This is a genomic window from Cellulophaga sp. RHA_52 (genome assembly GCF_007827205.1).
GTDB lineage: Bacteria > Bacteroidota > Bacteroidia > Flavobacteriales > Flavobacteriaceae > Cellulophaga > Cellulophaga lytica.
In genome coordinates this window covers 1,855,334-1,870,049 of sequence record NZ_VIRZ01000001.1, presented here as the reverse complement: position 1 = coordinate 1,870,049, position 14,716 = coordinate 1,855,334, and the positions used below count along the sequence as shown (strand labels likewise).

Below are 14,716 nucleotides of genomic sequence, written 5' to 3'. Positions count from 1 at the left end.
CCAGTAAATATGTTGGTTTTGTATTATTTATGTAATTTAAACAGTATAAAAATGTTAATTTATAAAAAATTAACGCATTAATTACACAAATTAATAAACACACAAAAAAACCACCAACACTACAAATAAAATAATGCTGATGGTTTTATAAAGCTGATGAAAATTATTTAAAAAACTATTTTGTACACAAAAGCGTAGTTACCATTTTTTGTTTTTGAAGGTTGTATAACCAAACCATTTTTTGTTTGTTCCCAAACAATTTTTTGGTTAGTACCCAACATTTCTATTTTTTTTATTTGATGTTTTGTGTTTGCTAATGATTTTATAAAAACCTTATCCTTAGGCCAATCTAAAACTATAGCATACAGTATACCATCTTTTGTTGTAAACCTAATGTCTTTTTCTGTGTTGTCTTTATTTTTATGCTCGCTTAAATGCCCTTCTACAACCTCCGATGGGCCTTCTCCAAAAACCTCCCAAGTTCTTGTACCATATATAGCTTCTCCGTTTACTTTTAACCAAGCTCCCATTTGCAGCAAACGTTCTTTAACTTCTGCAGGAATTTCTCCTTTTGCAGTTGGTGTAATATTTAATAAAACTGCTCCGTTTTTACTTACTACATCTACCAAAAAATCAATAAGTCTGTTTGTAGATTTGTATTTAGGATTTTGAATATGGCTCCAAGATTTCCAGTCTATTGAGTCGTCTGTTAACCAAGTAAAGTCTTTTTTATCACTCATTCTAGAACGTTCTAAATCTAAAACTGCAGAGCCAACTGCTAAATCTTTAAATTTATAGGTTACTACAACTTCCTTATTATTTTTTAATCCTTGGTTGTAAAAGTTTGCTAAAAATTGTTTTCTGTAATCTTCATCAATAATATCCATTTTATTATCAAACCAAACAATATCAGGGTCATACTTAGTAGTTAACTCTGTAAGTCTGTTTAACCACTCTTCATTAAATATTTTGTTAGGTAAAGGGTTTGTAGGTTTATCTGCCATAACAAAAGTGCCCTCTGGAACTTTAGGCCCATACAATCCCTTATATTTTAAATTAGCAGCATCTGTAGTTTTATCCCAAGTTGGGTACCAAGCGTATAACCAATGCCTGTGGTAAGTAGTAATAAATTTTAAACCACGGGCCTTTATAGCTTTTTCCATAGCACCAACAACATCTATTTTAGGTCCTTTATCTTTAGCATCCCAGGTGGTTAATTTACTATCCCACATTGCAAAACCATCTGCGTGTTCTGCTATTGGACCAGCAAATTGTGCTCCTGCATTTACAAATAAATCTGCCCAAGCATCTGCATTAAACTTTTCTGCAGTAAACATTGGTATAAAATCTTTATAACCAAAAGTATCTAAACTACCATACGTTTTTTTATGGTACTTGTTAATAGGGTGCCCATCTACATACATCCACCTAGAGTACCACTCATTTTTATATGCAGGCACTGTATATGGCCCCCAATGAAAGTAAATTCCAAATTTTAGGTCCTTATACCATTCTGGCACATTATACTGCTGTAAAGACTCCCAGTCTGCAGTATATTTTAGGCTCTTATTAGGTATTTCTGTTGTTACTTTTTTACTGATACAACCTGTAAAAAGTAACACTAAACAAGCTTTTATAAAAATTCTGTTTTTCATAGTAGGTTAAATAACTTGGAGATTACATTCCTAATACTATTTTAGGAGCATTGTTACTGTTATAGCCTTCCAAATCTTTTTGTTTTATATTGGTTTTCCAAACATAAGCATATTTTAAGTTCTTCATTTTAGAAAACACTCGTAAACTTTTAGCTGTAATATTAGTTTCAAATAAATTAACTGATGTCATTTTTTGTAGACTTGTAAGATACTCTACAGCATTATCTGATATTGGGTTTTTACCAAGCTTTAACTTTTGAATGTTTGTAAATTGACTTATCACTTTTACATTTTCATCTGTTATCCCATTACTTTCTAAAGATAACCATATGATATTTTCTTTTATAGGTAACAACTTTTCTAATTTATTATGAAGCTGATCTTTGGTTACTTCTTGTATTGTATTGACATCTAAAACTACCTCAAATAAACTAGAATCAAACACTAGCTCTCTTAACCTAAAACCTTCTTTTTCTATACTTGCTATTAATTGTTCACTTACTTTAGTTACCGTAGGCAATGCCTCCGAAGAGTTACTATTAGTAAGCCCCAACATAGTGCTAGCAATTGTGGTTATATTTTCTGGTGTTTCTACATTAGCTACTTTGGTTTTAAAGCCAGCGTTAGAGCTATTTATCCAATAGGTAATAATAGCAATTTCCTCATCAGTTAAGGGTGTTTTTCCTTCCGGAGGCATAAAATCTTTACTATGAGGGTCTAGTAATACTCTTTTTACCAGTTCAGATTTGGTAGCACTACCAGGTACTAAAACAGGACCATTTTTTCCTCCACTATGTATAGAAACACTGTCTACCATAGACAAACCTCCCTTTTTTTTGCTCTGGTTATGACAGCTAATACATTTATTATCTAAAATTGGAGCCACTAAATGTCCGTAAACCTCAGCTTCTTTTAAATTTGTAACTGCTGCTAATTCTGTTTTTTCTTCTTTGTTAAAAGGTAAGTACTTTACTAGATAATCACTACCGTGAGTAAGGTTACCACCATAATGCCCTGTTACACTTATTACAATAACTAATAAAGTAAGAGCCGCTATATTGGGTTGTAATTTTTTATAGTTTGATAATTTTATTTTTTCAATTCTAATTAACCAAGCTACAAAGGCTAGTACTGTTGTTACAACACCAAACCAAAAGTGAGAATCCAACGCATTTTCATCATAATCTCCACTTAGTGATAACATATAACCTAAAATACAAGCTACCAATGCACTTACACCTCCTAAAAACAATGCTAAAGGAATAGTCGTTGTTAATACAGGATTTTTTTTAACTCTGCTAAAAACCTCTAATAAAAAGGCAAATACTAAAAAACCTATTGGTAAATGCACCACAAGTGGATGAAACCTACCTAAAAATAATACAATATCTGGGACACTATTTTCCATACTCAACTTATAATTTTAAACGCGCTCTAATTTTATTGGAGCCGTTTTATTAGCATTCCATTGGCAGATATACAAATTTTTATCTTCATCTACACATACATCATGACCGTGTAAAATGGGTTTATTTTTTAGTTGATATGATTTTTGAAGAGCTCCGTTTTTGTACTCTGGAGCAGTGCCTCCCGGATTAGAAACCACTTTATCACCATCTAAAATAGTTACAAAACCAGTGTGGTCTTTCCAGTTTGTTTTTCCAACTTTGGGCTGAGACCAGCACACACCTGCATACAAGTTAGTATCATCAAAAACTGGTCTGCATACTTGCATATTGGGTAATTTTAATGTTTTAACGTACGTGCCATCTAAGGTAAACCATTTAAAACACTGTTCATTTCTTGAGGTACACACAACCATAGGGTTGTTTTTATCTCTGTAATCTATAGCAACACCGTGTGCGTTTTGCAAATTGTAATTTTTATTGGTGTTGTTATGTCCTCCCCAACGCCTAATAAATTCTCCTTTATAATTGTATTGCAAAATATAATCTTGTCCGTAACCATCTGCCACATAAATATCTCCATTAGGACCTATGGCTATTTCGGTTGGACAAAAATTTTCTCCAGGCTCATAAACTCCTATTGTTTGCGGATGACCAATATCAAAAATAACTTTACCATCTGTAGTTGTTTTTGTTATTCTTCCATTATGCTTAACCCATTTTCCTGTTTTATTTAAATACCAACCAGAATCTGCTAAAAACAAAAAATCCTCACCACCCTCATTAGATATTTTAAGTCCGTGACCACCAGGGTAAGCTGTTCCCCAAGCATCTAAAACCTTACCAGATTTATCAAAAATTATAATATTATTTTTGGTATGGTCACCTATCATTATTAACCTTCCTTTACTGTCCATTTCCATTTCATGGCAATTTAACAAAGGAGTATGCACTGCACTTATTTGTGCCCAATCATTATTTACTTTATACGTATAATCTCCGTGGCCTAAAATAGTTTGGTTGGGCTTGCTTTTTTTAATAATTGAAAAACCGATAGATGGCGTAGCTGTAACAGCTGCACTAGCTAGAGCTGTATTTTTTATAAAATTTCTTCTAGAAGACATTTATTTGGTTATTTAGGTTAATAAATCTTTTACAACATTACCATGTACATCTGTTAAACGGTATCGTCTGCCTTGGTGCTTAAATGTTAAGCGTTCATGGTCTATACCAAATAAATGTAAAAGTGTTGCATGAAAGTCATGTACATGTACAGGATCTTTTACAACGTTGTAACTAAAATCATCTGTTTCTCCATAAGTAAAACCTGGTTTAACACCGGCTCCTGCCATCCACATTGTAAATGCCTTTGGATGGTGATCTCTACCATAATTTTCTTTGGTTAATTGACCTTGTGAGTATACTGTACGGCCAAACTCTCCTCCCCAAACAACCAAGGTATCATCTAACATACCTCTTTGCTTTAGATCTTTTATTAATGCTGCAGTTGGCTGGTCTGTTTTTTTAGATTGACTTTTTACACCTCCTGGACAGTAACTATGTTGATCCCAACCCTGATGGTATAGTTGTACAAACTTTACGCCTTTTTCTAACAATTTTCTGGCCATTAGGCAATTTGCTGCATAAGTACCAGGATCTCTACTGTCTTTACCATACATTTCAAAAATTTTATCTGGCTCATCAGACAAGTCTGTTACCTCTGGCACAGAAGTTTGCATTTTAAATGCCATTTCATACTGAGACATTCTTGCTTGTATTTCTGGGTCTCCGTAAGCATCAGTTTGTAAACTATTTAAATCTTTTAAATAATTTAGCATATGTCTACGGTCATTACCATCATAATTTTCTGGATCACTTAAGTACAATACGGGATCTTTACCAGATCTAAACTGTACCCCTTGGTGTTCTGTTGGTAAAAAACCATTACCCCACAAAGCCGCTTTTAAAGGTTGGCCTTTACCATTTTTAGAAACTAAAGTTATAAACGTTGGCAAATTTTCATTGTCTGATCCTAAACCATAGCTAAGCCAGGATCCAATAGATGGCCTACCTGGCAACTGGTTACCTGTTTGCATAAAAGTAACTGCTGGTGTATGGTTTATTTGGTCTGTTTGCATTCCTTTTATAAAGCATAAATCATCTACAACCTCAGACAAATAAGGCATTGCATTACTAACCCAAGCTCTAGACTCTCCGTATTGCTTAAACGTAAACGAAGATGGCGCTATAGGTAACGTACTTTGGTTGCCACTCATCCCAGTTAACCTTTGTCCGCCTATAATAGACTCTGGTAACTCTTTACCAAACATATCTGTTAGCTTAGGCTTATAGTCAAACAAATCCATTTGTGATGGACCTCCACTCTGAAACAAGTAAATAATTCTTTTTGCTTTTGGTAAATGGTGAGGTAAACCAAGCCTGTTTTTGTTATACGTTTTTAATATATCTTCTGCAGAACTATTCTTATTTATAGACGCAAACATTTTATCTGCTCCTAACAATGTTCCTAAAGCTAAAGCACCTATACCTAAAGATGTCTTTTTTAAAAAATCTCTTCGGTCTACTTGTTTCTCTAGTTCTTGTAAATCTTTATTAACAGATTTTATTTTTTGGTGACGATTATTACACATAATATATCTTTAAAAAAATGGTCTATTTATCTTTTAGTAATTGTTGCATCTGCATTCATTATTGTACTAGCTACAACGGCATTTGCTGCTACCAGAGCTTTGTTATCTGTGTCAGACAATTTAAAAGCCCCTGTTTGTAACCAACCTTTTGCTTTATCTAAATTGGCACTAAATTTCTCGTATTCAGATTTTTGCAAATTAATTAGTAGTTTTAGTTCATTTTGATTGGCATTTCTTCCTGTAAGCCTTAAAAAGGCTAAGTTAACTGCCTCTTTTTCATCTTTTATTTCAGACATTTTTTTACCTAACACCCTAGATGCTTCTATGTATGTAGGATCATTAAGAACAACAAGAGCTTGTAATGGTGTATTTGTTTTTTGTCTACGAGAAGAGCATAAATCTCTAGTAGGAGCATCAAAAGTAGCAATAGTTGGGTTTGGCACAGAGCGTTTCCAAATGGTATACATACTTCTTCTGTACAAACCTTCTTCCCCGTCTTGCACATACTCATCACTATTTACTTTCCATAATCCTTTAGGCTGATAAGGTTTTACGCTTTCTCCTCCAATTTTTTTGTTTAGCAAACCAGATGCTAACAAGGCATTATCTCTTAACATTTCTCCAGATAACCTTGAAGACGGACCGCGAGACAACCATTTATTTTCTACATCTACAGCCAATAACTCTTCAGATATTACAGAGCTCTGCTGGTATGTGTTTGTTAGCATTATAGTTTTAAGTAGTTTTTTTACATCCCAACCAGACTCTACAAAACTAACCGCTAACCAATCTAACAATTTAGGGTGCGTAGGCAGGTTTCCTTGGTTACCAAAGTCTTCTGAACTTAACACAAGACCTCTTCCAAATAAATTTTGCCAATACCTATTTACCGTTACTCTGGCAGTTAAAGGATTGTTTTTATCTGTAATCCACTTGGCTAAACCTAACCTATTTTTAGGCCAGCTATCATTCCATTGCAATATATCTTCTGGCACATTAGGAAAAACAGAATCTGTAGGAGAATCATAATTACCACGATCTAAAATATAGGTTTGTCTTGGCGTTTTACGCTCTTTCATTACCATAATCTGCTTAACAGGGTCTATACTATCTACTAGAACAAGTCTGTCTTTTTCTAATTTTTTTAGCATAGCAGTGTAAGACTCAGAGTTGGTATGTAGGTAATATTTTAATAGTTTATCTTTTTCTGCATTAGATAAATTAGCAAAGGTTTTATTTTTAAGTGTTTTAAGTTTTTCTGTATCTGCAATTTGCAACACTTCAATTTCACTTAATTCTTTATTATAAACCAGTAAATCATCTACAGTGGCTCCGCCAATACCTTTACCTCTCCATACTGCTCCTATACGCAAACCTGGTTCTAGTTTTTCACTCTCTGGCCCGTATAATCTTATCTCATGAAATACAATATCTTTATATAAATTATCATAAACAGTTTTTGTTTTTTGTTTTTCTCCATCTACATAAATAGCTACCCCGTCTGCTTTGCTAGAGCCATCATAGGTCATAGTAAGTTGTATCCATTTTTCCTTTGGCACATTATTTAATGACTCTATTACTATGGCATTATCTGGATATACATGGGCTAGTAAAGCCTGTAGTTTATTGTTTTTTATTTTTAAATGATACCCTCTAAAACTGTGTAACTCTGGGCTATTCATTTTATGAAAAATAACTCCCTCTTCTAAATCTTTTGGTATAAATACTTTTATACCTATACTAAATGGCTGATTTCTTTGGTAAATACCAATTTTATCTAAATCTAACCAAGTATCTCCATTCATAAACAAACCATTACCACTAGCTCCTTTTTTGTAAATAGGTTTTTCATTATCTACAAATTGCTGGCGCATTCTTATATTATTTTGTCCGTTACCACCTATAGCATTTGTTATTTTTGGAGTATTAAAATTAAAAGAGGCCACCAAACCAGTTGGTGCTGGCTGCAATGGTATTTTTTGATGACTATTATTGGCTAACCATTTGTTTGCTTTTGTGGTTTCATTTTGTGCAGTTTGCGCTACTTTATTTTCTGTAGTATTTACAATTTTTTCTAGATAAGCAATTACCCCTTCTTGCTCTTTAGTTGGCAACATCATTGCAGGAACTGGTGTAGCTAAATCCCAAGGAATTAAGCCGGTTTCATCTATATTGTTAAAAAAACTATACATTTCATAATAGTTTTTTTGCGAAATAGGGTCATACTTATGGTCATGGCATTTTGCACAAGCGTAAGACAAGCCTAACATACCTTGTGTTACTGTAGCGGTCCTATCTGCAACATACTCAGATCTAAATTCTTCATCTATAATACCACCTTCTAAATTTTGCGGATGCAGTCTGTTAAAAGCTGTTGCTATTTTTTGTTCTGTTGTTGGGTCATCAAATAAATCTCCTGCCAATTGCCAAGTTAAAAACTCATTATATGGCATATTTTCATTAAAAGATTTTATTACCCAATCTCTCCACGGAGAAGTATCTCTATACCTATCATTGCTATAACCGTGAGTATCTGCATATCTAGAAACATCCATCCAATCTAATGTCATTTGCTCTCCAAAATGAGGAGATGCTAATAACCTATCTATTTGTTTTTCAAAAGCATTAGTAGAAGTATCATTTATAAAATTTTGTATTTCTTGCTGTGTTGGCGGTAAACCTGTTAGGTCTAAAGAAGCCCTACGGAGTAACATATGCTTATTTGCTTTTTTAGAAGGTAAAAGGTTTACTTCTTCTAATTTTGCAAGAACAAAATTATCTATAGAATTTGCCGCTAAATTAGGCTCTTTAATTTTTGGTACAACTGGCTTTTCTGGTTTAATAAATGCCCAATGATCTTTATACTCAGCTCCGTCTTCAATCCACTTAATTAAAACAGCTTTTTCATAATCTGTTAAGGTTAAATGAGAACTAGGTTCTGGCATTATTAACTTAGGATCATCTGTCATTATTCTATGAAAAAACTCGCTTTTGTTTAAATTACCTGGAGTAATTGCAAATTTTCCTGGAGTCTCTGCTAATTCTGCATAAGCAAAACTAGCCTCATGTAATTGTAAGCCACCTTTTATGTTTCCTTTATCTGGACCATGGCACAAATAGCATTTATCAGACAAAATTGGTTTTACATGCTGATTAAAATCTACTTTTTCTGGTAAGTTGTTATATTCTACAGCAACCAACTCTGGTAAGTCTGGGCCTCCACAAGAACACAATAACAAAAAAACACCACCTATAATTAACAGTATCTTATTTTTTAACATAAAATTTGACGATTATTTAACATCTCAAAAATAAAATAACTTGTAGCCATTTTATTGACCAAATCAGCTTATAAAATATACATTTCCGTTATGTTCAGTTTTTATCTAGTGATATAATCTACTAAAATTTGCTATTTTAGTAGAGATTTAAGTAGTTGTTTAGAAAAGTGTCTAGTTTTAGAAAAATACTAAATCAGCTATTTTAGAAGAATAAGTACTAATTATGATAGAAATTCTACAATCTTTAAGGTTAACTTTACTTAACACTGGCTATGCTAAATTAGGTACATCATGGAATTTTGACAATGTTATTAGTCCGTTTACCAGAATGTATTACATTACAAAAGGCACTGCTAAAGTGTACCATAATGATGGAGTTTACATTTTAAAGCCTGGCTACATATACTTAATTCCTAGCTATACTTATGCTAGGTATATTTGTGAGGATTATCATGAGCAATATTACATTAGTTTTTTAGAGGAAATTAATAATGGCTTGTCTATATACAATTTTAAAAATTTTGAATACGAAGTAAAAGCAGATGAAAAAAGCTTGTATTATTTTAAAAGATTGGTTGACTTAAATGCCAATAGGGAAATTAAAAATAGTGATCCTAAAACGTATGATAATAGACCTACACTATTAGACTTTATTAAACAAAATGAAAATTTAACCACAAAAGAGTTTATAGAAACCCAAGGAATATTAAATATATTAATATCAAAATTTATAACAAATAATAAACTCCCTAAAGAAATAAACCTAACCAACTCTAATTTAAACCAAATACTAAACTACATTAATAAAAATCTTCATTTACCAATTACTATAGATGAGCTTGCTAATAAGTGCCATTACAGTACAGATTATTTTTCTAAGTTATTTTTACAAACCTATGGTATTAGACCTAATAAATACATACAAACCAAAAGAATAGAGCGTGCACAACTACTGCTATTAACCACAAACGACTCTTTAGAAGAGGTGGCACAAAAGGTTGGTTTTGAAAACGTATCATACTTTTCTAGATCTTTTAAAAAGCATACAGAAAAAACACCTGCTTCTTTTAGAAAGGAGCAGGTGAATATATAAATATAATAAGGTATTATGTATTAAAACTTACGTTCTTTTCTACCACGCATTTTATTAGCTTCTTTGTCTTTTAAAAACTTTTCTTTTACTGGATCCCAATCTAAATCTCTGCCTAAATTATACGCAATATTAGCAATGTTACATACTGTTGCAGAACGGTGACCTGTTTCTACATCACAAATAGGTTGAGTTCTATTTTTTATAGAAGTAATCCAATCTTGGTAGTGATTCCCTTTTGTGTCATACAACTTAGTATCTGATGTTGTTAACTCTGCATTTACTAAATTTTTAGGCGTAGTTTCAAAATAGCTACGGCTAATATCCATAGTACCTTTAGACCCTATAAAACGTACACCCCAACCTCTACCAAAGTCTTGGTGTATCATTTCTACTCCATTATCATAATACATTTTTAAACCTCTAACAGCTGTTTTATCTGTTGGCGGAACATACTTTACAGGTCCAGACCTATCCATACCTAAAGCCCATTGTACAATATCAAACATATGTGCACCCCAATCACAAAGTATACCACCACCTACTTCTTCATAAAGTCTCCAGTCTGGCCAAAAATCAACATCGTTACGAGATGGTGCTAATCTGTGATTATATTCTAATAATGGGGCAGGTCCACACCAATTGTTCCAATTTACCTCACTTGGTAGTGTTTCTGCTTTTAAATTGTATGGTACTGCTGGGTCTCCTACATTTACCAATACTTGTTTTATATCTCCCAGGTAACCATTTCTAACAAGTTCACAGGCTCTTCTAAAATTTTTGTTAGAACGTTGCATACTACCAGTTTGCAATATTTTACTTGTTTTTTTTGCTGTTTTAACTAGATCTATACCCTCATTAATATTATGAGTTAAAGGTTTTTCACAATAAACATCTTTACCCGCTTTCATAGCATCTATAGCTTGTATTGCATGCCAATGATCTGGTGTTGCAATAACTACGGCATCTATATCATTACGGTCTAACAACTCCTTGTAATTTGTGTATGTAGTTACTCCGTTGTAACTATTTTGGTTTCTTTTGTCTGCATAAATTTTATTTACAGCACCTTTAAACCATTCGTTTTTTGTAGACCATACATCACAGGCTGCTATAATTTGGGAATTTGTAGCACCCACAAAATTATTTGCTAAACCTCTACTTTGTTTTCCTAATCCTATAAAACCTATATTAACTCTGTCACTTGGAGCAACAAATCCTCTACCAAAAATATGCCTTGGTAATATAGTAATGGCTCCGGTTGCTAAAGCTGTTTTTGTAATAAAGCCTCTTCTGGATACTTTGGTGTTTATTTTTGTTTTTTTAATGTTGCCTGAGTCTTTCATTTTATAAGGTTGCTTATTTTAGTTAAAAAAGGTTTATCTCTAAATTTAAAATATTTACTTCAATAAAATTAGTAATACTATAATTTGTCTAGTAATAGAAGTGTTTAAAATTGTAGCACAAATGGTTAATTTTAAATAAAAAAGACAAAAAAAATCCGAAAACACTAGGCTTTCGGATTCTTAAACTGATTTTTACTTGTACTATTTTTTTTCCTGAAGTATTGTTATTAATTCTAAAGGGCTAGATACATAAGTTGTTCTTTCTTCAAAATATTTTTCTTTTAAATTTATAGGATTACCAGCTACCAATAAATGTGCACTTGTATTACTTAATATTTCTTCTATTTTGTCTTTTACCTTGTCTGGTATTGTTGTAATAAACATTGTTAGCATTAATTTAGGCTGTACTATTTCTTGTACAGACTTTAAATTTTCAAGCGGCACGTGTTGCCCTAAGTAATAAACATTCCACCCCAAATCTTTTGCTATGTACTGTGCCAGTAACAAACCTATTTCATGATGTTCATTTTCAGGTAAAAACAATACTATTTTAGATGCACTTTCTTCTGGCAATGATAAATTATCAATAGCCGATACTACTTTTTGTCTTATTAAGTTAGATACAAAATGTTCTTGAGCAGGCATTACTTTATCTATACCCCAAAGCACACCTATTTGATTTAAAAAGGGGTAAATTAGGTCTGAAACTGTTTGTAAAAGCCCTTTATTTAGGATGTGAGCATCTAAAATTTTTACAAATTCTCGCTCATTCATTTCTAACAAACATAACATTAGCGCCGTAAGCACATCACCATCTATAGGCTTTAATAAAACTTCAGTTACATTGGCATGCAACTCATCATTAGACATCTTGTCTATTTTAGAAATTTTAAAACCATTTCTATGTAAAATACTTACATTAAGCAGTTTACGCAATAACTCATCTGTATAATATCTAATATTAGTATCGGTACGTTTAGGCTGTACAAAGGTGTATCTGCTCTCCCACTTTCGTAAAGTGTGTGCATTGATACCAGTTAGTGTGGCAACCTGAGACATTGAATAACTACCCATTTGTTTACTTATTTACTGTTTGCAAAAATAACTCAAAAATAGACTCAAACCATATTTTGTCTAATTTTTTATTCTTTTTACTAGACATTTTAAAATATTTTAATACATTTGTCTAACAATAACCCTATAAAAGTTAGACAATATGAAAATTAAAATTTATTTTTCGGCATTACTTCTATTCTTATTTGCGTTTACATCTTGTAATGATGATGATGACACACCCCAAGAAAAAGAAGCACAATTAAACATTGTAGAGACGGCATCTAGCACAGATGCGCTTAGCTCTTTGGTTGCTGCATTATCAAAATCAGACGAGAGTCCTAACTCAGATCTTATTTCTGCATTAAGTGGTAACGGACCATTTACAGTATTTGCCCCTACTAATGATGCATTTACTGCTTTATTTGCTAGTCTAGACGGTTATTCTTCCTTAGATGATTTTGATACGGAAGAAGAAAAAGCTTTACTTGCTACTATTTTAAAATACCACGTTGTTGCTGGTGCCGCTGTTACGTCTAGCGATTTAACAGACGGACAAGTAGTAACTACACTGTCTGGAGAAGATGTATCTATATCTTTAAATAATGGTGTTTTTGTAAGTGATGCATCAGACGTAGATGCACAAGTTGTTACAGCAGATGTAGATGCTACAAACGGTATTGTACACGTTATAAATAAAGTATTATTACCACAATCTGTAATAGATGCTATTAATTTAGGAACACTGGTAGAAGTTGTTGTTGCTAGTGATGCATTAACTGTTTTAGAAGCTGCAGTTATAAAGGCTGGTTTAGTAGACACATTAAATTCTGATGGTCCATTTACTGTTTTTGCTCCAACTGATACTGCTTTTATTGCTCTTTTAGATATGTTAGGAGATGATTATACTTCTTTAGATGATTTTGATACTGATGAAGAAATACAATTATTAAAAGACATATTACTATACCACGTTATACCTGCAAAAGTTTTATCTACAGATTTAGCTGCTGGTGAAGTAAGTACTGCCTTAGCAGACAATACAATAGAAGTAGTTGATAATGATGGTACTTTTGTTATTGCTGATGCATCAGACATTAATGCAAACATTTCTGCTGTAGATATTATGGCATCTAATGGTGTTGCTCATGTTATAGACAAGGTATTGTTGCCACAAGCTGCAGTAGATTTTATTGCAGATCAACAACCTACTATTGTAGAATTAGCAATAGCTACAGATGATTTATCATTATTGGTTGGTGCTTTACAACAAGCAGATGCTGGTTTGGTAGATTTATTAGGTACAGATGGTCCTTTTACTGTATTTGCACCAACTAATGCTGCTTTTGCTGCATTATTAGATGAGTTAGGAGATGATTATAACGAGTTATCAGATTTTGATACCGAAGATGAAAAAGCAATGCTAGCTACAATATTAAAATATCATGTTGTTGCTGGTACAGCTGCTTTTTCTACAGATTTAAGTAATGAGCAAATGATTACTACTGCACAAGGTGAAGACGTAACAGTTAACCTAACAGGAGGCGTATTTATACAAGATGCGACTGAAACTGATGCGACTGTTACTACTGCAGATATTGAAGCTAAAAACGGTGTAATTCATATAGTAGACAAAGTATTGTTACCACAAGAAATTGTTGATGCATTACAACCTAATATAGTAGAACTTGCAATTGCTACAGACAACTTATCATTATTGGTTACTGCATTGCAACAAGCAGATGCAGGATTGGTAGAGTTATTAGGTACTGAAGGTCCTTTTACTGTATTTGCACCAACCAATGCAGCATTTGAAGCTTTGTTAAATGATTTAGGCCCGGACTATACAAGTTTAGCAGATTTTGACACAGAAGATGAAAAAATGCTTTTAGCTAACATACTTAAATACCATGTTGTTTCTGGTGCTGCTGTATTATCATCAGACCTAACAGACGGACAAATGGTAACCACTGCACTAGGCCAAGATGTTACAGTTAACCTAACTGGCGGTGTATTTATTACAGATGCAACCAGTAGCAATGCAGAGGTAACTACTGCAGATGTAGAAGCTAGCAATGGTGTTGTACACATCATAAACAAAGTGTTAATGCCAGACACTCATTAACATAAAATTAGATTAACCTGTTGGTTGGGTTAATTTGGTTGTTGTACCGGTGATGTAAAAATCACCGGTTTTTAATATTATATTTAAAAACAAATAGTATCTTAGGAAG

9 protein-coding genes are annotated in these 14,716 nt (G+C 32.8%); 2 read left to right on the top strand and 7 right to left on the bottom strand.

The features are described 5' to 3' along the window. Window positions 1-167: 167 nt before the first annotated feature. The 5 genes from JM80_RS08235 to JM80_RS08215 are packed head-to-tail and all read right to left on the bottom strand — an operon-like array spanning window position 168 to window position 8,993. The gene (locus tag JM80_RS08235) at window positions 168-1,655 is read right to left on the bottom strand and encodes an alpha-L-fucosidase (RefSeq protein ID WP_144709669.1); all 1,488 of its coding nucleotides are present in this window, start codon (window positions 1,653-1,655) and stop codon (window positions 168-170) included. Window positions 1,656-1,677: 22 nt separating this feature from the next. After that, window positions 1,678-3,063 (bottom strand): DUF2231 domain-containing protein, encoded by a 1,386-nt coding sequence (locus JM80_RS08230; RefSeq protein WP_144709668.1) that lies wholly within the window; start codon window positions 3,061-3,063, stop codon window positions 1,678-1,680. 15 nt (window positions 3,064-3,078) lie between these two features. Then, window positions 3,079-4,185 (bottom strand): twin-arginine translocation signal domain-containing protein, encoded by a 1,107-nt coding sequence (locus JM80_RS08225; RefSeq protein ID WP_089118650.1) that lies wholly within the window; start codon window positions 4,183-4,185, stop codon window positions 3,079-3,081. A 12-nt stretch (window positions 4,186-4,197) separates the two neighbouring features. Then, window positions 4,198-5,712: a DUF1501 domain-containing protein gene (locus tag JM80_RS08220; RefSeq protein WP_144709667.1), complete on the bottom strand. Its 1,515-nt coding sequence runs from the start codon at window positions 5,710-5,712 to the stop codon at window positions 4,198-4,200. 26 nt (window positions 5,713-5,738) lie between these two features. Next, window positions 5,739-8,993 carry a DUF1553 domain-containing protein gene (locus JM80_RS08215; RefSeq protein WP_144709666.1) on the bottom strand — a complete coding sequence of 1,085 codons (3,255 nt, stop codon included), beginning with the start codon at window positions 8,991-8,993 and terminating at the stop codon, window positions 5,739-5,741. A 223-nt stretch (window positions 8,994-9,216) separates the two neighbouring features. Between JM80_RS08215 and JM80_RS08210 the strand changes: the two genes are divergently transcribed. Next, window positions 9,217-10,086, top strand: coding sequence for an AraC family transcriptional regulator (locus JM80_RS08210; protein WP_013620037.1), 870 nt, complete (start codon window positions 9,217-9,219; stop codon window positions 10,084-10,086). Window positions 10,087-10,106: 20 nt separating this feature from the next. Here the strand turns inward: JM80_RS08210 and JM80_RS08205 are convergent, their stop codons facing one another. Both JM80_RS08205 and JM80_RS08200 read right to left on the bottom strand, forming a co-directional pair. Further along, window positions 10,107-11,429: a Gfo/Idh/MocA family protein gene (locus JM80_RS08205; RefSeq protein ID WP_013620038.1), complete on the bottom strand. Its 1,323-nt coding sequence runs from the start codon at window positions 11,427-11,429 to the stop codon at window positions 10,107-10,109. Between the two features lie 201 nt (window positions 11,430-11,630). After that, window positions 11,631-12,503: a MerR family transcriptional regulator gene (locus JM80_RS08200; protein WP_013620039.1), complete on the bottom strand. Its 873-nt coding sequence runs from the start codon at window positions 12,501-12,503 to the stop codon at window positions 11,631-11,633. 142 nt (window positions 12,504-12,645) lie between these two features. Between JM80_RS08200 and JM80_RS08195 the strand changes: the two genes are divergently transcribed. After that, complete coding sequence (locus JM80_RS08195; protein WP_144709665.1) at window positions 12,646-14,607, top strand: fasciclin domain-containing protein; 1,962 nt, start codon at window positions 12,646-12,648, stop codon at window positions 14,605-14,607. The last annotated feature ends 109 nt before the right edge of the window (window positions 14,608-14,716 follow it).